This window comes from Nocardia sp. NPDC050712, assembly GCF_040654295.1.
In the GTDB taxonomy this organism is placed as follows: Bacteria; Actinomycetota; Actinomycetes; order Mycobacteriales; family Mycobacteriaceae; genus Nocardia.
In genome coordinates, this window is sequence record NZ_JBFAHT010000001.1 from 301,509 (window position 1) to 323,400 (window position 21,892).

Here is a 21,892-nt window from a genome sequence, read left to right on the forward strand (position 1 = left end):
TTCGGCTACAGGTGGCGGGTGGTGTCGATGCCCAGCGACATGCCGGCCAGCCCGCGGCGGCGGACCGCCAGCTTGTCGGCGACACCGAGCAGCGCCTTGGCCGCCGGGCTCTCCGGATTGCGCAGCACGATGGGCGTGCCCTCGTCGCCGGACTCGCGCAGTTCCTGCTCGATCGGGATCTGGCCCAGCAGCGGCACCGAGGCGCCGACCGCGCGGGTGAGGTTGTCGGCGACGATCTGGCCGCCGCCGGAGCCGTAGAGGTCCATCTTGGAGCCGTCGGGCAGTTCCAGCCAGGACATGTTCTCCACCACGCCCGCGATGCGCTGACGGGTCTGCAAGGCGATCGAGCCGGCCCGCTCGGCCACCTCGGCGGCCGCGGGCTGCGGGGTGGTGACGACCAGGATCTCGGCGTTCGGGATGAGCTGGGCGATCGAGATGGCGACGTCGCCGGTGCCGGGCGGCAGATCCAGCAGCAGGATGTCCAGATCGCCCCAGAAGACGTCGGCCAGGAACTGCTGCAGCGCGCGGTGCAGCATCGGGCCGCGCCACACCACCGGGGTGTTGCCCTGGGTGAACATGGCGATCGAGATGACCTTCACGTCGTGCGCGACCGGCGGCATGATCATCCGCTCGACCTGGGTCGGGCGCTGGTCGGTGCCGAGCATGCGGGGCACCGAGTGGCCGTAGATGTCGGCGTCGAGCACGCCGACCGACAGGCCGCGCGCGGCCATGGCGGCGGCCAGGTTGACCGTGACGCTGGACTTGCCGACTCCGCCCTTACCGGAGGCGACGGCGTACACCCGGGTCAGCGAGCCGGGCTGGGCGAACGGGATGACCGGGTCGGCGGAATCGCCGCGCAGCTGCTTGCGCAGGGTGGTGCGCTGCTCGTCGTCCATCACGTCGAGTTCGACGGTGACGGCGCCCGCGCCCGGCACATCGGCGACGGCCTTACTCACCCGCTGGGTGATCTCGGTACGCAGGGGGCAGCCCGCAGTGGTCAGGTACACCTCGACATGGACGTTGCCGTCGTCATCGATCGCGACGCTTTTCACCATGCCGAGTTCGGTGATCGGCTTGCGGATCTCCGGGTCGTCGACCTTTGCGAGGGCGCCCCGCACATCCGCTTCCGTAAACACTGGCATAGCAGTGAATTTTAGGCGCCTCAGATTTTGGGGAGCTCTGCGGGCTTCGGGGCGACGCCCGTGTTGTAGGAGTTGGCCCATGCCATGACGTTGGCCACATAGGCCATGGAGTTGTTGTAGCGCAGGATCGCGCGGGTCTGCTGGCCCACGTCGCGCATGTTCAGGCCGCCCGAGCACAGGTACTTACCCGCGGTCAGCGCGGCGTCGTAGAGGTTCTGTGGATCGGCGATGCCGTCGTTGTTGCCGTCGGCGGCGAACTTCTTCCAGGTTTCGGGCAGGAACTGCATCGGGCCGATGGCGCGGTCGTAGCCGCCGAGGCCGTCGAGTTCGCCGCCGTCGCTGTCGTGGATGACGTTGTTGCCGTAGAGGCTGCCGTCGAGCACCGGGCCGTAGACCGGGCTGAGCGGGTTGCCCTGGTTGTCGGCCTTGCCGCCGAAGGCGTGCGTGGACTCGACGCGCCCGATGCCCGCCAGCATGGACCAGGACATGTTGCAGGTCGGATTCTCCGCGTGCAGCGTCTCCTCGGCGGTCTGGTAGGCCGCGATGGCGACGCCCGGGATGCCGGCCTGCGCGGGCAGCGTCGACTTCTCCCGGTCATTGGGCAGCGCAACGGTTTTGACGACCGGCGGCGCTCTGTGCCCCTGCTTGGCGACGGCGTGGGTCTGTTCGGCGGGATCCAGCGCGGCCGCGGCTCTGGCGGCCAGCGGCTCCAGTTCGCCCTCGCCCACCTGCTGAATGGCCGCGACTTCCCCGGTGTCCAGATCGGAGGCGGCGCCGACGGCCATGAAGCCGGCGGGTACCAACCCGGTTAGTGCGAGTACGGAGCTGCGCCTGACGGTCGCAGGCGATTGCTTACGGTGACGCCCCACTTGCGGTGATCCTCCTGCAGCGACGAGCTGTTGTGGACCACACGAGGCTACCGCATTCGAGACCTTTTTGTTACTCCTTCGTGACCTGTGTTTATGTTTCGGAATCAGGCTGCTGGCAACGGGATAACGATGTTGAAGGGCAGCGTGATCGCGGGCGGCGCGACCGGCGCGGGCTCGGCCGGTGCGGCCTCGGCGGGCGCGGGCGGCTCGGGTTCCGGTGTCTTGGCGACCTCGGGCTGCTGGGCCGGTGCGGGGGCCGCCGGGGCGGCGGGCGCGGCCTGGGCGCCGGGTTCCGCGGGCTTGGCGGGGTCGGCCGGGACGCACACCGGCTGCTTCGGCTCGGCCTTGCCGGGCTCGGTGTCGGCGGGTTCGCTCGCACCGTAGGTCTGCGGCGCGTTCGGGTTCACGGCTTCCTCGACCGGGCGCGCCATCGGCGCCGGAATCGTCTCGCCCACACACTGATCCGCCGGCGGCGGGACCGGCGCCGGGCAGAAGATGCCGCACGGGATCGGCGGCAGGCCGGGCAGGTAGATCATCACCTCGGTCGGCGTCGGCGTCGCCGGGGTGACCGCCGGGGCCTGCGACGGGGGCTGCTCGGTGCTCGTCGGCGGTTTGGTGTTGGCGGCCACCATGTCCGGGCCGGCCTGGATCGGGCTGGTGCCGGGCGCGATCAGCGCGGGGGAGATGGGCACCTGGCTCGGCGAGCCGCCGGTGCGATAGGCCGAACTCCAGCTCAGCACGTTGGCGGCGTAGGACATCGAGTTGTTGTAGCGCAGCACCGCCCGCAGTTCCTGTTGCGGGTCACGCAGATTCATATTGCCCGAGCACAGGTACTTGCCGGCCGCCAGCGCGGCGTCGAAGACATTGTGCGGATCGGCGACGCCGTCGCCGTTGCCGTCGGCCGCGTAGTTGCTCCAGGTGCCCGGCAGGAACTGCATCGGCCCGAGCGCGCGGACGTAGCCGCCCTCGGCGGCCTTGATGACCTCGTTGCCGGGCAGGGTGCCGTCCAGGGCGGGGCCGAAGATCGGGGTGACGGTGGTGCCGGCGGCGTCGGTGCGGCCGCTGCTGGCGTGGCCGGATTCGATGCGGCCGATGCCGGCCAGCAGATTCCAGGACACGCCGCAGCCGGGCGCCGAGGACTCCAGCGCCAGTTCGGCATTGCGGTAGGCGGCGAGCACTATCTCCGGAATGCCGAGCGCCCCGCCGGTGGCCGGCAGGGCGATGTCACGCAGGGGGACCAGGCCGGCGAAGGGAGCGACGCCGTCGGCGGGCGGAGTCATTGCTGTGAGTTTGCGAGGAGTTTCCGGGGCGACCGGTAGTAGGCCGACCGTCCGGGACAGTTGCGCCTCACCGGCTGTGGCTGCGGTGTTGCCCGAGCCTTTCGCGGCGGCCAGTAAAGCCTCCGGCGCGGTGGGCGGCGCGGTATCGGTGGTGGAATTAGTAGTCGATCCGGTAGCGACGAGACCCGCGACGACCAGCGCCGACACGGTTATTGGGGCAGATCTGCGCATTCGGCCACACCAATCCTCTACGTCGTGGGAGCGAGGCCGGGCCATCCCCTGCCCGCCCGCCCCTCGGGACAACGCTGTCTAGGTTACCCACCGGTCAGGTGATTCAGTGCACATTTCCGGTCAATCGTCAGCAACTGGAGGCGAAATCGGTCCCGGTGCCTGCTTTTGCCCGGATGATTTCTTCCGGCGTGTCTTGATCGTCTGGTCGGGCCGGAACGTTCCAGCGGCCACCTCGATCCGATCCAGCACCTCGCGCATCTCCTCGATCTCCCGGCGCAGATAGTCACGGGTGGCGACATCGCCGACCGCGATGCGCAGCGCCGCGAGCTCGCGCGCCAGGAACTCGGTGTCGGCCTTGGTCTGCGCCGCGCGAGTCCGGTCCTCCTCCAAGGCGACTCGGTCCCGGTTGTCCTGACGGTTCTGCGCCAGCAGGATCAGCGGCGCCGCGTAGGCGGCCTGGGTGGAGAACGCCAGGTTCAGCAGGATGAACGGGTACGGGTCCCAGCGCAGTGCCACCCAGAACACGTTCAGCACGATCCAGATGATGACGACGATGGTCTGGATCGCCAGATACCGCCCGGTGCCCAGGAATCGGGCGACGCGCTCGCTGCCGCGCGCCAAAGCGTCCGCGTCCCAGTCGAATCGGAAACGCGATTCCATCGGCGTTTCCAGACGCTGCCGGGCCGAAGCCTTCTCGGCCAACCGCTTCTCAGTCATGGATCCGGACCTCCCCGAGCGCCTGCTCCTGTTCGCGCCAGTCCTCGGGCAGCAGATGGTCCAGGACGTCGTCGACGGTGACCGCGCCGAGCAGATGGTTCTCCTGATCCACCACCGGACCGCAGACCAGGTTGTAGGTGGCGAAGTAGCGGGTCACCGCGCCCAGCGGCACCTCGGGATGCAGCGGGGCCAGATCGGAGTCCAGAATCCCGCCCACCAGGTGTGCCGGAGGTTCGCGCAGCAACTGCTGGATGTGTACACAGCCCAGATAGCGGCCCGTCGGCGTGGCCGTCGGGGGGCGCACCACGAACACCATCGAGGCCAGCGCGGGCGTCAGATCCGGGTTGCGCACCCGGGCAAGCGCTTCGGCCACGGTGGTGGCCGGGGTCAGGATCACCGGCTTGGGCGTCATCAGACCGCCCGCGGTGTCGGGGGAGTGCTGCAGCAGCCGGCGGACCGGTTCGGATTCCTCCGGGTCCATCAGCGCGAGCAGGGATTCGCGTTCCCCGGTGGACAGTTCGCCCAGCAGGTCGGCGGCGTCGTCGGGGTCCATCGCCTCCAGCACGTCGGCGGCGCGGCCGACCTCGAGGTGGCCGAGCAGGTCGATCTGATCGTCGTCGGGCAGCTCCTGCACGACGTCGGCCAAGCGCTCGTCGTCGAGGGCCTCGGCGACTTCGATCCGGCGCTTCTCGGGTAGCTCGCGCAGCAGGTGCGCGACGTCGGGGGCGCGCATGCCCTCGAACTGGGCGAGCAGCTGGGTGACGTCCTGGCCGGGGCGGCCCACCTCGTAGGGGGTCAGCCCGCTGACCCGCGACCAGTCCACCACGTGCACGGTGCGGCGGCGGCCGATGCGGCGGTGCCCGCGCACCGCGACCCGCGCCACCAGCCAGTCCCGGGTTCTGGACTGCTCGATGGCGAGATCGACGACGAAGACGTCCACGCCGGCCAGGTCGGGCAGATCCGGGTCCTCGACGCGGACCGCGGAGTCCACGATCTGGGCCAGCGCCAGTAGTTCGCCCGCGCGCTGGGCGAATCGGCGCAGGCTCACGGTGCCGGTGTTGAGCGTCACCACGCCCGGCTCGATGCCGGTCACCCGCAGCATCGGCACGAAAATCCGGCGGCGGGTGGGCAATTCGACGACCAGCCCGTGCACCCGCGGTTGCTGCCGGTCGTAGCGGATGGCCACGACGACATCGCGGATCCGGCCGATAGACTCGCCGTCCGGTCCCAGCACCACCAGGCCGGACAGCCTGGCGATGTACACCCTGGTTGCTGCCATGCTTGCCAGGCTAAGGGTTCGCGGCCCGGTCTCGTACCACGCCACGAGCCCCTGGACAGGCAAACAGCTAGGAGATCTATGAAGTCGCGCCGTTCGGTACTCGCCGTGCCGGGAAGCAACCCGAAGATGATCGAGAAGGCCAAGGGGCTGCCGGTCGACGAGGTGTTCCTCGACCTGGAGGACGCGGTCGCGCCGGTCGCGAAAGCCCAGGCCCGCGCCAATATCGTGGCCGCGCTCAATGATTCGGGCTGGGGCACGCAGCTGAAGGTGGTGCGGGTCAACGACTGGACCACGCAGTGGACCTACGCCGACGTGATCACCGTGGTCGAGGGCGCGGGCGCGGCGATCGACGCGATCCTGCTGCCGAAGGTCACCGATGCCGGGCAGGTGCGGGCGCTGGATCTGCTGCTCACCCAGTTGGAGAAGGCCCAGGGCCTGCCGGTGGGCCGGATCGGGATCGAGCCGCAGCTGGAAAACGCCCTCGGCCTGCGCAATATCGATGCCATCGCGACCGCGAGCCCGCGCGTGCAGGCGCTGGTCTTCGGGCCCGCGGACTTCATGGCCAGCATCACTATGCGCACCCTGGTCGTCGGCGAGCAGCCCGAGGGCTACGAACCCGGTGATGCTTATCACCACATCCTGATGACGATCCTGCTCACCGCCCGCGCGCACGGCTTGCAGGCGATCGACGGCCCGTACTTGCAGATCCGCGACGTGGACGGTTTCCGCCGGGCCGCCCGGCGCACCGCCGCCCTCGGTTTCGACGGCAAGTGGGTGCTGCATCCCGGCCAGGTCGAGGCCTGCAACGAGATCTTCAGCCCGCGCCAGGCCGACTACGACCGGGCCGAGGAGATCCTGGCGGCCTATGCCTTCCACACCTCCGCCGAGGGCGGCGCCCGCGGCGCGGTCATGCTCGGCGACGAGATGATCGACGAGGCCAGCGCGAAGATGGCCCAGGTGGTCGCCGAGCAGGGCCGGGCCGCCGGTATGACGCGTTCCACGTAGAAGAGCCGCGTTTCACATCACCGGACCACCGGTGGGAATAGCAGAATAGAGACATGACGAATCCCTTGGGGAACGCTAACCGCCGTGCTCAAGGCCTGCCGACGCCGCCGTCGGGCTGGCCGGTCGGCTCCTACCCGACCTACGCCGAGGCGCAGAAGTCGGTCGACTTCCTGGCCGACAACAACTTCCCGGTCGGCGATGTGACCATCGTCGGCGTCGACCTGATGCAGGTCGAGCGGGTGCTGTACCGGCTGACCTGGGGCAAGGTCATCGGCGGCGGCATCGCCTCTGGCGCCTGGCTCGGCCTGTTCATCGGCCTGCTGCTGAGCCTGTTCAGCCCGGACGGCTCGCTGGCGCCGCTGGCGGTCGGCCTGGTCGGCGGCATCGTCTTCGGCCTGATCACCACGGCCATCCCGTACGCCGCGACCAAGGGCCAGCGCGACTTCGCCTCCAGCATGCAGCTGGTGGCGGGCCGCTACGACGTGCTGTGCGACCCGAAGTCGGCCGAGCAGGCGCGCGACATGCTGGCTCGGCTGGCCATCTGAGCATGGATGTGGTGCAGCAGGTGCGCGCCGGGGTGCTCGATCACTTCGGTGTGGACGCGGCCGGTGTCGATTCGGCCTCGGTGACATTCCTCGGCTTGGAGCCGATCGAGATCCTGCGGATCGGTGACGGCGAGCTGGTCCATTACGTGACGCTGGGTGGATCCCGGACGCCGATGGGCGATCCCGGCGATCTGCTGGCCGATCCGGTACGCGGCCCGCGCGCCGAACTGGTGCTCACCCTGCGTGCGGGGACCGGCGCGGCATCCGGCCTGGCCCGGACCCTCGGTGTGCTCGCCGCTACCCCCGCGGTGGAAGGCGTTGTGCTGCAATCGGATGCGCTACTCGACCTGGGTGAGGCCATGTGGGTGAACGCGCCGTTCACCGCGGTCCTGCTGGGCGACAGCGCGATTCCCGAGGTCGTGCTGCCCGAGCCGGCCGAGCCGGTGCGCTATCTGACGGTCACGCCGGTCACCGCGACCGAGGCGGCCTGGGTGCGGGTGCGTGGCGCGCAGGCCCTGCGCGACGCCTGGGCCGAGGCCGGTATCGATGTCCGCGATCCGGCGCGCGGCGCCGCGCAGCTCTAGGTCTACAGCCAGCTCCGGCGCCGGAAGTTGAGGTAGAGCACGATGCAGCCGGTGAGGATGATGGTCCAGATCAGCGGATAACCCCAGGGCTGATGCAGTTCCGGCATGAAGTCGAAGTTCATGCCGTAGATACCCGCCACCATGGTCGGCCAGGCCGCCATGGCCACCCAGGCGGAGATCTTGCGCATATCGGTGTTCTGCTGCACGCCGATCTTGGCCAGCGCCGCCGAGACCAGCTCGCTCAGTGACTCGTCGTAATCGGCGATGCGATCGTTGACGGCGGTGTGGTGATCGGCCACGTCGCGCATGTAGCGGCGAATCTCCTTGGGCAGCGGGGTATCCGGGCTCTGGCTGAGCATCTGCAGCGGAATCTGCAAGGGCGCGACCGCGCGGCGCAGCTCCACCACCTCGCGCTTGAGCTGATAGATCGCCTCGATGGTGACCAGGTTGTTCGGGGTGAACACGTGCTCTTCCATCTCGTCGATGTCGTTCTCGACGGCTTCGGAGACATCGATATAGGAATCGACGATGTGATCGGCGACGGCGTGCAGCACCGAACCCGGCCCGAGCGCGAGCAATTCGGACTGGGCCTCCAGCGCGCTGCGGACACCGGCCAATTCGCCGTGGTCACCGTGGCGCACGGTGACCACGAAGTCGGCGCCGGTGAACACCATGATCTCGCCGGTCTCCACGATCTCGCTGACCGAGTTCATCTCGTGCGGCACGTAGAGCACGGTGCGCAGCACCAGGAACAGGGTCTCGTCGTAGCGTTCCAGTTTGGGGCGCTGGCGGGCGTGCACCGCGTCCTCGACGGCCAGCGGATGCAGACCGAATGTCTCGGCGATATCGGCCATCTGGGCCTCGTCCGGGTGGTGCAGGCCGATCCAGACGAAACCGGTGCCGCGGGAACGGACTTCGGCCAGCGCCTGCTGGTGGGTGTAGTGGCCGGGCAGGCGCTTGCCCTCGACGTAGACCCCGCAGTCGACCACCGCCCGCGCCGTCGGCACCGGAATGCGCGGGCGCTGGGTGGCCGTGCGCGGTTGGGTCCGGAACGACGGCAGCGGGGGCATGGATGGCACGGATCCGATGCTACGTCCGTAACAGCCGCATACCGGTGATCACGTAATCCCGGCTCGCAGGGTAAGACTGAACTCGTGCGCATCGACCTCCACACCCACTCGACCGCCTCCGACGGCACCGACACTCCGGCCGAACTGGTGCGCAATGCCGCCGCCGCCGGTCTGGATGTCGTGGCGATCACCGATCACGACACCACCTCCGGGTGGGCCGAGGCGGTGGACGCGCTGCCCGCGGGCCTGACGCTGGTGCGCGGGATGGAGATGTCGTGCGTCGGCCTCGGCGAGGACGGCTGGCCGGTGCCGGTGCACCTGCTGGCCTACCTCTTCGATCCGGCCGACGGCAGTTTCGCCGCCGAACGCGAACGGCTGCGCGCCGAACGGGTGGACCGGCTGCGCGCCATGGCCGAGCAGATGGCCGCCGACGGCTTACCCGTCGACCCGGACGCGGTGCTGGCCTCGGCGGGTCCGTCGGCGGGCCGCCCGCACCTGGCCCGCGCGCTGGTCGCCGCCGGTGTGGTGCCGACCGTGGACGCCGCGTTCACCGATCTGCTCGCCCCGCACGGCCGCTACTACGCGGAGAAGGCCGACACCCCGCTGCGGCGCGCGGTGGAGATGATCGCCGCGGCGGGCGGGGTCAGTGTGCTCGCGCACGCGCGGGCCCGCAAGCGCGGCCGCATGCTGGCCATCGACGACATCCGCGACCTGGCCACCCGCGGCCTGGGCGGCCTGGAGGTCGACCACACCGACCACAGCGCCGCCGACCGGACCGTGCTGAGCGACTTGGCCGCCGAGCTCGGGCTGCTCACCACCGGCTCGTCGGACTACCACGGGTCCAACAAGACCATCCGGCTCGGCGACTTCACCACCGATCCCGCGCAACTCGAGGTGCTCGTCGGCAAGGCAAGCGGGGTGCCGGTGATATCCCGATGAAGGTGCTGCGCGGGCTGAGCGGGATGGCCGCCGCGGGCGCCGTCGTGCTGACGCTGGTGGTGGTCGCCACGGCGTTCATCGGCGCGCGGCGCGGATTTCCCGGCCCGGGCGGGGAATCCATCGCCTGGCATGTGGGTACTTCGATCGTCGTTATTTCCGCGCAGGTTTTCGCGGACCGGCGTCGGGGTTTTGCCGCGTTTTCCGCATCGATCGTTGTTTTCGTGGTGTGCGGAATATTGCTGTGGACCCAGTGGTGGAGCTGACAAAAAGCGGAATAGTTATCTGGTGCGGTTGCGGCCGGATGAATTGTGGCCGAATATTTCTTCTGTGAGTGCGATCGAGACGGACGTACTGGTTCTCGGCGGGGGTCCCGCCGGAGCTTGGGCCGCCGTCTCCGCCGCCGCGACCGGCGCGCGCGTCGTTCTGGTCGACAAGGGGCGGTGCGGGGCCAGCGGTCCCGCCGCCACCGGCGTCAGCACACTGTGGACCATTCCGCCGGGCGCCGCCCGCGACGAAGCGGTCCGCCAAGCCCTCGGGCAGGGCGGTGAGCTGGGCGACGCGGACTGCCTGCATCGGGTGCTGGACGAGACCCACCGGCGGGTCGAACAGCTGGCGCGCTGGGGGCAGCGCTTTCCCGGCGAGCGCGGCGCGGTCCGGGTCCGCCTGGACGGGGCGAGCTATCTGCGCAGGCTGCGCCGCCGACTACGGGCTTCCGGCGTGCTGGTCCTGGACCACCAACCGGTGCTGCAACTGCTCGTCGACCGGGACGGCGTCGTCACCGGCGCGACCGGAGTGCGGCCGCACCATCGGTATCAGAACTGGACCGTGCACGCGGGCGCGGTGGTAATGGCGACCGGCGGCTGCGCCTTCCTGTCCGGCGGCGCGGGCACCGAGGTGAACACCGGCGACGGCTTGCTGCTGGCCGCCGAGGCGGGCGCGCACCTGTCCGGCATGGAGTTCTCCAGCGCCTACGGATTGGCCCCGGTGACCGGCGGGCCGGCGCACCCGCTGCAGTTCGAGAAGCTCTACGACGAAACCGGGGCGGTACTCAGCGATCAGGCGGCGGCCTTCGCCGAGATCGGGCAGGGCCGTCGCGTGTACGCCGCGCTCGACGACCTGCCCACCCGCGGCCGGTCGAACGGAACCGGGCCCGCGGGGCGGGTACCGCTGCGCCCGGTGCTGGCCGGCACCGTCGGCGGTACCGGCGGGCTGCTGCTGACCGGCGCCGACTGCGCCACCTCGGTGGCCGGGCTCTACGCCGCGGGCAGTGTCGCCAGCCGGGAATCGATGACCGGCGCGGTCAGCGGTTTCGGCGGGCAGGGCGGTGCCTGGGCCATCGCCTCGGGCGTGTGGGCGGGCGCGGGCGCGGCCCGGTTCGCCCTGGACCGCGGCACTCCCGACACGATGCGGCCGGTGCCCGGCGCCGGTTTGAACGCCCGGGCCCGCATCGATCCCCGCGCGGTCGTCGGCCTGGTGCAGGAGCACACCCTGCCGCTGCGCCGCAGCTACTGGCGCAGCGCGGGCAGTCTGCGCGACAGCATCGCCGAACTCGACGCGATGTGGCCGGGCGCGGAATTCGACCTGGGCGGCACCGGCACGGGCCGGTTGCAGGCCCGGCAGGCGGCGGCGCTGCTGGCGGTGGCCCGATGGACCAAGTACAGCGCGCTGGCCCGGACCGAGAGCCGCGGCATGCATCGCCGCACCGATCACCCGGGGGCCGCCGAGGATTGGCGGGTCCGGCTCACCTCCGGCGGGCTGGATCGGATCTGGGTGCGCACCGACACCCGGCGACCGGCCGCGCCGGTCGTCGAGGTGCGGGCCGCCGAGGTGCCGGTGCCGCTGGGGCGCAGGCTGGACGCGCTGCCCCCACAGGCCGGGGCGGTCGAACTCACCGCTGACGTGCGCCGGACCTCCGGCCAGGAGTCGGTACTCGCCGCGCCGCGCGCCGAGCGGGCGGCCGCCGAGCTGATTCCGCACAGCGCGACCGCGCACTCCGGTCGGGTCTCTCACATCCCCGCACCACCGAGCTGCGAGTTTCCCCTTACGTCAGGGTAATTCCGCCGCCTTACTCTCGAACGATGGCGCGGCACCGGCATAACCCCAGGCCGGTTTGGCATGTCGCGAGACCGGCTGGCAGAATATTGCGGATTCCCCGCTCCGCCACCGCCGGGTTCGGGAATAACGGTGATCTCCGCCGAGCGACGCACCGTCGCACCCCGAGAGTCACCGGAGCATGTTCCGTCCGGACCACCCTCCGGCTCCCGCTGGTCGGGAGCGATGCGCCTGGAGGCGGCAGCCTGCGTAACCACGCAAGCGGTCGCGGACACCGCCGAGAGTCAGCAGCGCCACAACACATTTCGGTACCGCCGAGTAATAAGCAAGAATACTCGGCAGATCGAAACGCACCGGTGCGCGCACTCTAGAAGCGGTATGCAGCACCTAATACCAATTACCCGGCGGTAACCGTCCCCCCGGATTGCCCGACCCGAGCAGGAGTGAAATCGTGTCACCTGTGACTGACGCACCGAATGCCACTGCGGCCCTTTCCGAAATCACGCAGGAAGAGATTTTCGCAGGCCATCTCGGCGGCAAACTCTCGGTCGAACTGGCGGCGCCGCTGGAAACCCAGCGCGACCTTTCGATCGCCTACACCCCCGGCGTCGCCCAGGTGAGCCGTGCCATCGCCCAGGACGCCGCGATGGCCAAGCAGTACACCTGGACCGACCGCCTGGTCGTCGTGGTCAGCGACGGCACCGCCGTGCTCGGCCTCGGCGATATCGGCCCGCGCGCCTCGCTGCCCGTGATGGAGGGCAAGGCGGCGCTGTTCAAGAAGTTCGCCGATCTGAACTCGATCCCGATCGTGCTGGACACCAAGGACGTCGACGAGATCGTCGAGACGATCATCCGGCTGCGCCCCAGCTTCGGCGCGGTCAACTTGGAGGACATCTCCGCCCCGCGCTGCTTCGAGGTGGAGAAGCGCCTGATCGAGGCGCTGGATTGCCCGGTCTTCCATGACGATCAGCACGGCACCGCCATCGTGGTGCTGGCCGCGCTCAACAACGCCGCCAAGGTGCAGGGCCGCGGCATCGACGGCCTGAAGGTCGTCGTGTCCGGCGCCGGCGCCGCCGGTGTGGCGTGCACCAACATCCTGCTCGCCGCGGGCGTGCGGGACGTCACCGTGCTCGACTCCAAGGGCATCGTCAGCCGGGAACGCGGCGATCTCAACGGCGTCAAGGCCGAGCTCGCCCAACGCACCAACCCGCGCGGCCTGGCCGGCGGCGCGGCCGAGGCCCTGTCGGGCGCGGACGTGTTCCTGGGCCTGTCGGCCGGCCTGATCCCCGAGGAGTTCATCGCCACGATGGCTCCCGACGCGATCGTGTTCGCCATGTCGAACCCGGATCCGGAGATCCACCCCGACGTGGCCCGCAAGTACGCCTCGATCGTGGCCACCGGCCGCAGCGATTTCCCGAACCAGATCAACAACGTCCTCGCCTTCCCGGGTGTCTTCAAGGGCGCCCTGGATGCCGGCGCCCGTCGCATCACCGAGGGCATGAAGCTCGCCGCGGCGAACGCGATCGCCGCCGTGGTCGCCGATGAGCTCGGCCCGGAGAAGATCGTGCCCAGCCCGCTGGACCCGCGCGTCGCCCCGGCCGTGGCCGAGGCCGTCGCCGCCGCCGCGCGCGCCGAAGGCGTCGTCTGACCGATCGACAAGCGAGAGGCCCCGTTCCGATCGGAACGGGGCCTCTCGCTGTACCGGGTCAGTGCGCGGGTTGCAGGATGCCCGCCGGGGTGACGGGCAGGCGCCGCGTGCGGCGCAGGCGGCCGGTGCCGGGGGCGCTGGCCCAGACCACCCCGGCCAGGATCCCGTCCAGGACCATCGCGAGCAGGGCGACCAGCAGCGCGCCGACCAGGACGCGGTCGTAGCGGTAGAGGCCGATGCCGTCGAAGATGTAGCGGCCCAGGCCGCCGAGGTTGACGTAGGCGGCGATGGTGGCGGTGGCCACGACCTGCAGGGTGGCCCCGCGCAGGCCGGTCAGGATGATCGGGAGCGCGTTGGGCACCTCGACGCGGAACAGGATCTGGCGTTCCTTCATACCGACGGCGCGCGAGGCGTCGACGACATCGGCCGGCACGTTGGCGATGCCCGCGTAGGCCCCGGCCAGCAGCGGCGGCACCCCGACGGTGATCAGGGCGAGCAGCGGCGGGATCAGGCCCAGGCCGAGCAGCAGCACCAGGAAGGTGAGCAGGCCCAGGGTGGGCAGGGCGCGCATCGCGTTGGCGAAGCCGACCAGCAGGGCCGCGCCGCGGCGGGTGTGGCCGATGATCAGGCCCAGCGGGATCGCGATCAGCGCGGAGGCGGCGACGGCCAGGAAGCTGTACCAGAGGTGTTCGAGGATGCGCTGGGTGATGCCGGTGGGACCGGACCAGTTGGCCCCGTCGATCAGGTACTGCCAGGCGTCGGTGAAAAGGTTCATGCCCGGGCCCCTTTCGCGGTGCGGACCCACGGCGTCCCCCAGCGGCCCAGCAAATAGAGCACTCGGTCGACGACCAGCGCGAGCGCCAGGGTGACGATGATGCCCGCGATGATCTCGTCGGTGTAGTTGCGCTGATAGCCCTGGGTGAACAGGACACCGAGCCCGCCGCTGCCGATCAGCGCGCCCACCGACACCATGGCGATATTGGTGACGGCGATGACCCGCAGGCTGGACAGGAAGACCGGAATCGCCAGCGGCATATCGACGGTCAGCGTGCGGCGCAGCGGACTGAAGCCGACGGCGTCGGCGGCGTCGATCACGGTGGCGGGCACCGAATCCAGGGCCGCGGGCACCGCGATCAGCAACAGCGCGGTCGAATAGATGGCGAGCGCGATGATGACATTGAGCGGATCGATCGTCGAAATTCCGACCAGCGGCGGAATGATGACGAACAGCGCCAGCGACGGAATGGTGTAGGCCAGGCTGGATACGGCCGTGGTGATTTTCCGCAGCCACGATATCCGGCGGATCAAGGCGCCCACCGGAATCGCGATCACCAGGCCGATCAGCAGCGGTACCAGCGCCAGCTTCACATGGGTTCGGGTGTAACCCCAGATCTCCGCGAAATTGTCGATCAGATAATTCACGCCGGATCCTTGGTCAGCCCGTGCTCGAAGGCCTGCCGGTTGCGTTCGGCGTCTTCGGCGGCGCGCTGGTCGGCGAGCAGTTGCAGCACCTCGGTGGCCAGGACGCCGCCGCGTACCGCACCCGTATCGTCCACGGCCACACCGATGCCGGAGGGCGCGGAGATCGCGGCGTCCATGGCCTGGCGTAGGTCACCGCTCGGGGTGAACAGCGAGCCGCCCGCCGACATGCTCTGCGCCAGTTCGCGTCCGGCGCGCATCGATTCCACGCCGGTCACGTCAATCCAGCCGACCGGCTTGCCGTCCGGGTCGACCACGAGCACCCAGTCGCCCAGCTCCAGCCGCAAGGTCTTGACCTGGTCGGCGGTGCTGGTCCGGATCTCGTGCAGCGGAACACCATTGGCGGTCCGGAAGGACAGCCCGCGGTAGCCGCGATCGTGGCCGACGAAGTCGGCGACGAAATCGGTGGCGGGCTGGGCCAGCACTTCCCGCGGTGTGTCGTACTGCTGCAGTACGCCGCCGCGGGCGAAGACCGCGACCTTGTCGCCGAGCCGGATCGCCTCGTCGATGTCGTGCGTGACGAACACGATGGTCTTGTGCAATTCGGCCTGCAGCCTTTGCATTTCGGCTTGCAACTCGGCGCGCACCACCGGGTCGACGGCGCTGAACGGCTCGTCCATCAGCAGGATCGGCGGGTCCGCGGCCAACGCCCGGGCCACGCCGACGCGCTGCTGCTGACCGCCGGAGAGCTGGGCGGGATAGCGCGTGGCCAGTTCCCGGTCCAGCCCCACGCGGTCGAGGATCTCCAGTGCGGCGGCCCGGGCGGCCTTGCGCGAATCTCCGCGCAGCACCGGCACGGTCGCGACATTGTCGAGCACCGTGCGATGCGGCAGCAGGCCGCCGCTCTGGATGACGTATCCGATACCGAGCCGCAGTTTCACCGGGTCGATGGTCGAAATATCTTGTCCGTCGATGGTGATCGCGCCGCTGGTGGGCTGGATCATCCGGTTGATCATCCGCATCGAGGTGGTTTTGCCACACCCGGACGGACCGACGAACACGGTGAACGATCCGGAGGGAATCAGCAGATCCAGCTCGGTGACCGCGTGCGTGCCATCCGGATAGACCTTGCCGACGCCGCGGAATTCGATATCGGACACGCGGAACTCCTAACTGACCGGCTTGTCCAGCCCCTGGGTGCGGATCCACTCCAGGGCGGCGGCCTTCGGCTCGGTCTTGGTCTTACCCGAAACCGCGTCGTTCAACTTCAGCAAACCCTCGGTGGTGAGCTTGGCCGAGACGGCGTCGAGGACCTTGGCGGCCTTGTCGGTCTTCTTCTTCGCGTTGAACAGCGGGACCACGTTCTGCGCGGGGAAGTTGTGCTTCGGATCCTGCAGCACCACCAGGTTGTTCTCCAGGATGGCCGGCGAGGTGGTGAAGATATCGGCCGCCGTCACCTGGCCCTCGACCAGTGCCCGCACGGTGGCGGGGCCGCCGCCGTCGGCGATCGCCACGAAGTTGTTCGCGGCGATGTCCACGCCGTAGTTCTTCTTCAGGCCGGGCAGGCCGCCGGCGCGCTCGGCGAATTCCGCGGGGGCGCCGAACTTCACCTCGGCCGAATGCGACGCCAGGTCGGCGATCGTGGTGAGGTTCCACTTCTCGGCGGTGGCCTTGGTGACGACCACGGCGTCCGAATCCTCGGCCGCGGCGGGCTTGGCGATCGCCAGATCGGCACCCAGCGCGCCGACCAGGGCCTTGTCCACCTCGGCGGCGGTCGCGGCGGTGGCGTTCTTGTCCAGGTACTGCAGCAGGTTGCCGGTGTAATCGGGGACCACCGAGATATCGCAGTTGCGCAGGGCCGGCACGTAGGCCTCGCGGCTGCCGATGCGGAAGCGGGTGTCCACCTGGAAACCGTTGATGCGCAGGGCTTCGGCGTAGATGTGGCCGACGGTCTCGGATTCCTGGAAATCGGCGGAGCCGACGACGAGGCCGTCGCCTTCGCAACTGCCCCCGCTGCTCAATGGATCCGAGTTGCCACAGGCGGACAGCACCATGGCGACGGCGAGCGCCGTCGCGGCGGCGACGAGTCTGGCGGCGCGTAGCGCCAACCGCGGCGCGGTCCGCCGGGGGGCGGGAGTGATCGTGGTTTTCACGGGAGTCCTTCCGGGCAAGGCGTGCTCGAGCGTGTGGCCGACTGTTTGCCTCGAGGCCACCGGTACATTCTGGATGTCCATACTGCCCGTTGCATGATGTTCCTGTTCACTACGGAGAGTTGGGGTCGCCGGATGGTGCTGGCCGTGTCGAGGTCCATCCTTGCCCGGATACTGGTCGTTGCGGTCGCCGCACTGGCCGTATCCTGCGCGGATGAGCCGGCGACGCCGGATTTCGTGGTCGGCGCGGGGAATTCGGCGGAATCGGATCTGCTTGCGCAGATTTATGCGCAGGGGCTGGCGCGCACGGGGCTGCAGGTGTCGGTCAAGGGTGAGCTGGGTGATCGCGCCGGGTATCTGGCCGCGCTCGACGCGGGCACGGTGTCGCTGGTGGGCGAACACAACGGCGAACTGCTCGAATTCTTCGACAGCGGCACGGCGGCCCGCACGCCCGCCGAGGTGACGAAGGCGTTGCACGGTTCGCTGCCGGAGGGTCTGGTGGTCGCCGATGCCGCCGACGGCACGGATATGCGCCCGCGCGTGCTGATTCCGGCCGCGGCGGCCGAGCAGCAGCAGGTGCGTTCGATCGCCGCGCTCGGTCCGCGCTGCCCGGAGCTGGCGGCGGGTCTCGCGCCGGTGCCCGCGGTGCTGCGCGCTCCCGCCGTACCGGTTGCGGTGGCCGGGTGCGCTTTTCGCGAGACCAGCGTCCTGCCCGGCCCGGAAGGCCTGCGCGAAGCCCTGCTGGACGGGCGGATTCAGGCGGGCGTGCTGAGCGGCCCGCCCGCCCTGGCGCCGGACGCGCTCGCCGGGCTCACGGTGCTCACCGATGCCGAGTACGCGCTGCGCGCACAGAACGTGTTGCCGGTGCTGCGCAAGGGCAGTCTGGATCAGCAGCGCTTGAAGAAGCTCAATTACGTCGCGGGCGAGTTGACCACCGACGAACTCGCCGAGTTGCTCCGGCGGATCCGCGCCGGCGAGCTGACCTCGGCCGACGCGGCCCGCACCTGGCTCGACGCGCACGGCCTGTAGCGGTAAACCGCCCACCCGCAGTGTGATTCGGGTCGCACGGGCGACCCGGGGGCCTTGTGGCCGAGTTGTTCCACGCCGTATATTCCACGTGGAGTATTCGAAGTGGAGCATCAGGAGGTGAAGATGGAGCGCAAGGCGCGCCCCACGGTCACGGCGTTGGCGATCGCCGTGCTCGCCCTGCTGGAAGAGCGGCCCATGCATCCCTACGAGATGTATCAACTGCTGCTCACGCGCGGGGAGGACGTGCTGGTCAAGGTTCGCCCCGGCTCGCTGTATCACACGGTGGCGCGGCTGGCTGAGCAGGAATTGGTGCGAGCGGAGGGGGTGGACCGGGCGGGCAACCGGCCCGAGCGCACCACCTACCGGATCACCGAGCACGGCCGCAAAGCCATGCGGGCCAGGATCTCCGAGATCATCCGCTCGCCCGGCGCGGAGTTCCCGATCTTCCCGGTGGCCCTGGCCGAGGCGCACAACCTGCCCAGCCACTGCGTCGTCGACCTCCTGCGCGAACGCGTCGAGCTCCTGGAAAGTGATCTCGCCGATCTCGACACCATGGGCGAGTGGGCCCGGAGCCAGACGGTGCCGCGGCGGTATTGGATCGTGCTGCAGTACTTGCAGAGCACCCTGGGCGCCGAGGTCGCCTGGATCAAGTCTCTCATCGACGACCTGGACAGCGGCGCGCTCGAGTGGGAGGAATTCGACCCTGCCACCGGTCTGCGCCGCACCGAACCCGAGCACGCCTGGACCGGCGGCGACATCCCCTACGACGAGTTACCCCCCGTGCCGCGCCGCTCGGCCGGATCGGCCCGGCGGCCGCAAGCAACTTAGACATTTCGCTGATTGGAACGAAACCGATGACAAAAGAACGTAATCCGTGGCTGGCGCTGGGCGCGCTGGTCGTCGGCTTCTTCATGATCCTGCTGGACATGACGATCGTCGCGGTCGCCAACCCGGCCATCATGAAGGGCCTGCACGCCGACGTCTCCCAGGTGATCTGGGTGACCAGTGCCTACCTGCTCAGCTACGCGGTGCCGCTGCTGGTCACCGGCCGGCTCGGCGATCGCTTCGGCCCCAAGAACATCTACCTCATCGGCCTGGTGGTCTTCACCGCCGCGTCGCTGGGCTGTGGCCTGTCGGGGACCATCGCCCAGTTGATCGTCTGGCGCGCCGTGCAGGGGCTGGGCGCCGCGCTGATGACACCGCAGACCATGGCGGTGATCACCCGCACCTTCGCGCCGGACAAGCGCGGCGCGGCCATGGGGCTGTGGGGCGGCGTGGCCGGCCTGGCCACCCTGGTCGGCCCGATTCTCGGTGGCGTGCTGATCGATTCGCTCGGCTGGGAGTGGATCTTCTTCGTCAACCTTCCGGTCGGCATCATCGCCTTCGGCCTGGTCATGTGGCTGGTGCCCGCGCTGGAGACGCACGAGCACAAGTACGACTTCCCGGGCATCGCGCTCAGCGGTATCGGCCTGTTCCTGCTGGTCTTCGGGCTGCAGGAGGGCAATGCCCACGACTGGTCGGTGCGCATCTGGCTGATGATCGGGGTGGGCCTGGTCTTCCTGGCACTGTTCGTGGTGAACCAGGCACGCAATACCGACGAGCCGCTGATGCCGCTGGCGCTGTTCAAGGATCGCAACTTCGCGCTGTCGTCGCTGGCCATCGCGGCCATGGGCGCGGCGATCACCTCGCTGATGGTGCCGGCCTACTTCTATCTGCAGGCCGTGCGCGACATGTCGCCGACCAAGTCGGCGCTGGTCTTCGCGCCGATGGCGATCGTGACCGGTCTGCTGTCGCCGTTCGTCGGCAAATTCTCCGACAACCTCGCACCGCGCATTCTGCCGACCATCGGTTTCGCGTTGTTCGCGGTCTCGGTCTTCTGGTGGGCGGTGCTGATGGCGCCGGACTCCTCGATCATCTGGTTCCTGCTGGCGGCCGTGCTCGCGGGTATCGCCAACGCCTTCATCTGGGGGCCGCTGGCCGCCACGGCCACCCACAATCTGCCGGTGCAGCAGGCCGGCGCGGGTGCGGGCATCTACAACACCACGCGGCAGGTGGGCTCGGTGCTCGGCAGCGCCGCGATCAGCGCGCTCATCGCGGCGCGGCTCAGCGCCAACGGTTTGGGCGGTGGCGCACCGGTCGGTGAGGGCGCCGGCCAGGGTGCCATTCCGGACCAGATCCGGGCGGAGTTCAGTACCGCCCTGGGCCAGGCCACGCTGCTGCCGGCGGGCATCCTGCTGATCGGCGTGCTGGCCGCGGCGCTGTTCGTCAGCCATAACCGCGGGGCGAAGGCGCCGGTGGCCACGCCGGCCCCGGCCGAGCCGGTCGCGAGCTGACCGCTACTCGATCGTCATGGCGGCGGCCTCCGAAAGGGGGCCGCCGTCGTCGTCTCTGACCTAGGCTGGCTACGTTCTGGTTAACCGAGGCTCGGTCGAGAGGAACATCTCATGTCCGTGGGCGCCGATACCGAACGCAACCCGTGGCTCGCGCTGTTCGCGCTGGTCGTGGGCTTCTTCATGATCCTGCTGGACATGACCATTGTCGCGGTCGCCAACCCGGCGATCCTCGAGGCCTTCCACGCCGACATCTCCCAGGTGATCTGGGTGACCAGCGCCTACCTGCTCACCTACGCGGTGCCGCTGCTGGTGACCGGGCGGCTCGGCGATCGCTTCGGCCCCAAGAACGTCTACCTGGTGGGCCTGTTCATCTTCACCGCCGCCTCGCTGGGCTGCGGATTGTCCGGCACCATCGCGCACCTGATCCTGTGGCGCGCGGTGCAGGGCATCGGCGCCGCGCTCATGACGCCGCAGACGATGGCCGTGATCACCCGGACCTTCCCGCCGGATCGGCGCGGGGCGGCGATGGGCCTGTGGGGCGGCGTCGCGGGCCTGGCCACGCTGGTCGGCCCGATTCTCGGTGGCGTGCTGGTGGATTGGCGCGGCTGGGAGTGGATCTTCTTCGTCAACATTCCCGTCGGCATCATCGCTTTCGCGCTGGCGCTGTGGCTGGTTCCCGCGCTGCCGACGCATGTGCACAAGTACGACGTCCCCGGCATCCTGCTCAGCGGTGCGGGAATGTTCCTGCTGGTCTTCGGCATTCAGGAGGGCAACACCCACGACTGGTCCGGCCTGATCTGGCTGATGATCGGCGCCGGGCTGGTGCTGCTGGCGCTGTTCGTCTGGAACCAGCGCCGCAATACCGGCGAGCCGCTGCTGCCGATGAGCCTGTTCCAGGACCGCAACTTCGGCCTGTCGAACCTGGCCATCGCTGCCATGGGCGCGGCGGTCACGGCGATGATGGTGCCGTCCTACTTCTATCTGCAAGCGGTGCGCGAACTCTCGCCCACCAAGTCGGCGCTGGTCTTCGCGCCGATGGCGATCATCACCGGCATCTGCGCCCCGCTCATCGGCCGGTTCTCCGACCGGCTGCACCCGCGCCTCGTCCCGACCTTCGGCTTCACCCTGTTCGCCCTGTCGGTCTTCGCCTTCTCGGCCTTGATGAAGCCCGATTCGCCGCTGATCTGGTACCTGGTCGTCGCCGGCTTCGCGGGCCTGGCCAACGCGTGCATCTGGGCCCCGCTCGCCTCCACCGCCACGCACAATCTGCCGGTCGCGCAGGCCGGTGCGGGTGCGGGCGTCTACAACACCACCCGGCAGGTCGGCGCGGTCCTGGGCAGCGCGGCGATCAGCGCGCTCATCTCGGCGCGGGTCGCCGCGCACGGCCTGGGCGGCGGCAATATCGCCGAGGGCGGCACGGGCCAGGGACCCATCCCGGAACCCGTGAAGGAAGCCTTCAGCACCGCCCTCGGCCAATCCATGCTGCTGCCCGCGGGCATCCTGGTCCTCGGCATTCTCGCCAGCGCCCTGTTCGTCAGCCATCGCCGCTCCGCGCCCGGCGGCCGCGGCGCCGCGGCCACCGAGGTCGAGGGCCGATAGC

Annotated in this window: 21 protein-coding genes; 11 read left to right on the forward strand and 10 right to left on the reverse strand. The window is 69.5% G+C overall.

Annotation, left to right across the window (positions count from 1 at the left end; translation table 11 throughout):
• Positions 1-5: 5 nt before the first annotated feature.
• The 5 genes from AB0H76_RS01520 to AB0H76_RS01540 all read right to left on the reverse strand — a co-directional run bounded on the left by AB0H76_RS01520 (position 6) and on the right by AB0H76_RS01540 (position 5,518).
• Positions 6-1,142 carry an Mrp/NBP35 family ATP-binding protein gene (locus AB0H76_RS01520; protein WP_357315800.1) on the reverse strand — a complete coding sequence of 379 codons (1,137 nt, stop codon included), beginning with the start codon at positions 1,140-1,142 and terminating at the stop codon, positions 6-8.
• A gap of 20 nt (positions 1,143-1,162) precedes the next feature.
• Complete coding sequence (locus AB0H76_RS01525) at positions 1,163-2,011, reverse strand: lytic murein transglycosylase (RefSeq protein WP_357315803.1); 849 nt, start codon at positions 2,009-2,011, stop codon at positions 1,163-1,165.
• A gap of 104 nt (positions 2,012-2,115) precedes the next feature.
• On the reverse strand, positions 2,116-3,522 hold the full coding sequence (locus AB0H76_RS01530) for a lytic murein transglycosylase (protein WP_357315806.1): 1,407 nt from the start codon (positions 3,520-3,522) through the stop codon (positions 2,116-2,118).
• 120 nt (positions 3,523-3,642) lie between these two features.
• Positions 3,643-4,239: a DUF1003 domain-containing protein gene (locus AB0H76_RS01535; protein WP_357315809.1), complete on the reverse strand. Its 597-nt coding sequence runs from the start codon at positions 4,237-4,239 to the stop codon at positions 3,643-3,645.
• On the reverse strand, positions 4,232-5,518 hold the full coding sequence (locus AB0H76_RS01540) for a CBS domain-containing protein (RefSeq protein WP_357315812.1): 1,287 nt from the start codon (positions 5,516-5,518) through the stop codon (positions 4,232-4,234). Before AB0H76_RS01540 ends, AB0H76_RS01535 begins: the two co-directional genes overlap by 8 nt.
• Positions 5,519-5,596: 78 nt before the next feature.
• Here AB0H76_RS01540 and AB0H76_RS01545 point away from each other — a divergent pair, with 78 nt between their 5' ends.
• Genes AB0H76_RS01545 through AB0H76_RS01555 form a run of 3 tightly spaced genes read left to right on the forward strand, consistent with a single transcriptional unit; the run spans position 5,597 to position 7,652 of the window.
• Positions 5,597-6,523: a CoA ester lyase gene (locus AB0H76_RS01545; RefSeq protein ID WP_357315815.1), complete on the forward strand. Its 927-nt coding sequence runs from the start codon at positions 5,597-5,599 to the stop codon at positions 6,521-6,523.
• 53 nt (positions 6,524-6,576) lie between these two features.
• Entirely contained in the window at positions 6,577-7,068 is a 492-nt protein-coding gene (locus AB0H76_RS01550) for a general stress protein (protein ID WP_357315818.1), read from the forward strand.
• A gap of 2 nt (positions 7,069-7,070) precedes the next feature.
• Positions 7,071-7,652: a suppressor of fused domain protein gene (locus tag AB0H76_RS01555; RefSeq protein ID WP_357315821.1), complete on the forward strand. Its 582-nt coding sequence runs from the start codon at positions 7,071-7,073 to the stop codon at positions 7,650-7,652.
• Between the two features lie 2 nt (positions 7,653-7,654).
• Here AB0H76_RS01555 and AB0H76_RS01560 read toward each other — a convergent pair whose 3' ends face one another.
• Positions 7,655-8,722, reverse strand: coding sequence for a magnesium and cobalt transport protein CorA (locus AB0H76_RS01560; RefSeq protein ID WP_357320294.1), 1,068 nt, complete (start codon positions 8,720-8,722; stop codon positions 7,655-7,657).
• A gap of 84 nt (positions 8,723-8,806) precedes the next feature.
• Here AB0H76_RS01560 and AB0H76_RS01565 point away from each other — a divergent pair, with 84 nt between their 5' ends.
• The 4 genes from AB0H76_RS01565 (at position 8,807) to AB0H76_RS01580 (ending at position 13,361) form a co-directional block, all read left to right on the forward strand.
• Entirely contained in the window at positions 8,807-9,661 is an 855-nt protein-coding gene (locus tag AB0H76_RS01565) for a PHP domain-containing protein (protein WP_357315824.1), read from the forward strand.
• The gene (locus AB0H76_RS01570) at positions 9,658-9,924 is read left to right on the forward strand and encodes a hypothetical protein (RefSeq protein WP_357315827.1); all 267 of its coding nucleotides are present in this window, start codon (positions 9,658-9,660) and stop codon (positions 9,922-9,924) included. Before AB0H76_RS01565 ends, AB0H76_RS01570 begins: the two co-directional genes overlap by 4 nt.
• Before the next feature lie 64 nt (positions 9,925-9,988).
• A complete protein-coding gene (locus AB0H76_RS01575) occupies positions 9,989-11,716 on the forward strand; it encodes an FAD-binding protein (RefSeq protein WP_357315830.1) in 1,728 nt (575 codons plus the stop codon).
• A gap of 457 nt (positions 11,717-12,173) precedes the next feature.
• On the forward strand, positions 12,174-13,361 hold the full coding sequence (locus tag AB0H76_RS01580; protein ID WP_357315833.1) for an NADP-dependent malic enzyme: 1,188 nt from the start codon (positions 12,174-12,176) through the stop codon (positions 13,359-13,361).
• A gap of 58 nt (positions 13,362-13,419) precedes the next feature.
• Here AB0H76_RS01580 and AB0H76_RS01585 read toward each other — a convergent pair whose 3' ends face one another.
• Genes AB0H76_RS01585 through AB0H76_RS01600 form a run of 4 tightly spaced genes read right to left on the reverse strand, consistent with a single transcriptional unit; the run spans position 13,420 to position 16,834 of the window.
• Positions 13,420-14,136 carry an ABC transporter permease gene (locus AB0H76_RS01585; protein WP_357315837.1) on the reverse strand — a complete coding sequence of 239 codons (717 nt, stop codon included), beginning with the start codon at positions 14,134-14,136 and terminating at the stop codon, positions 13,420-13,422.
• Complete coding sequence (locus AB0H76_RS01590) at positions 14,133-14,783, reverse strand: ABC transporter permease (RefSeq protein ID WP_357315839.1); 651 nt, start codon at positions 14,781-14,783, stop codon at positions 14,133-14,135. The genes AB0H76_RS01585 and AB0H76_RS01590 overlap by 4 nt, the downstream gene beginning before the upstream one ends.
• Positions 14,780-15,940: an ATP-binding cassette domain-containing protein gene (locus AB0H76_RS01595; protein WP_357315842.1), complete on the reverse strand. Its 1,161-nt coding sequence runs from the start codon at positions 15,938-15,940 to the stop codon at positions 14,780-14,782. Before AB0H76_RS01595 ends, AB0H76_RS01590 begins: the two co-directional genes overlap by 4 nt.
• A gap of 9 nt (positions 15,941-15,949) precedes the next feature.
• Positions 15,950-16,834 carry an ABC transporter substrate-binding protein gene (locus AB0H76_RS01600; protein WP_357320296.1) on the reverse strand — a complete coding sequence of 295 codons (885 nt, stop codon included), beginning with the start codon at positions 16,832-16,834 and terminating at the stop codon, positions 15,950-15,952.
• A 243-nt stretch (positions 16,835-17,077) separates the two neighbouring features.
• On the opposite strand from AB0H76_RS01600, the gene AB0H76_RS01605 reads away from it, so the two are divergent.
• The 4 genes from AB0H76_RS01605 (at position 17,078) to AB0H76_RS01620 (ending at position 21,891) form a co-directional block, all read left to right on the forward strand.
• The gene (locus tag AB0H76_RS01605) at positions 17,078-17,959 is read left to right on the forward strand and encodes a glycine betaine ABC transporter substrate-binding protein (RefSeq protein ID WP_357315845.1); all 882 of its coding nucleotides are present in this window, start codon (positions 17,078-17,080) and stop codon (positions 17,957-17,959) included.
• A gap of 102 nt (positions 17,960-18,061) precedes the next feature.
• Entirely contained in the window at positions 18,062-18,787 is a 726-nt protein-coding gene (locus AB0H76_RS01610) for a PadR family transcriptional regulator (RefSeq protein ID WP_357315848.1), read from the forward strand.
• A 26-nt stretch (positions 18,788-18,813) separates the two neighbouring features.
• A complete protein-coding gene (locus AB0H76_RS01615) occupies positions 18,814-20,292 on the forward strand; it encodes a DHA2 family efflux MFS transporter permease subunit (protein ID WP_357315850.1) in 1,479 nt (492 codons plus the stop codon).
• Between the two features lie 111 nt (positions 20,293-20,403).
• Positions 20,404-21,891: a DHA2 family efflux MFS transporter permease subunit gene (locus AB0H76_RS01620; RefSeq protein WP_357315853.1), complete on the forward strand. Its 1,488-nt coding sequence runs from the start codon at positions 20,404-20,406 to the stop codon at positions 21,889-21,891.
• The last annotated feature ends 1 nt before the right edge of the window (position 21,892 follow it).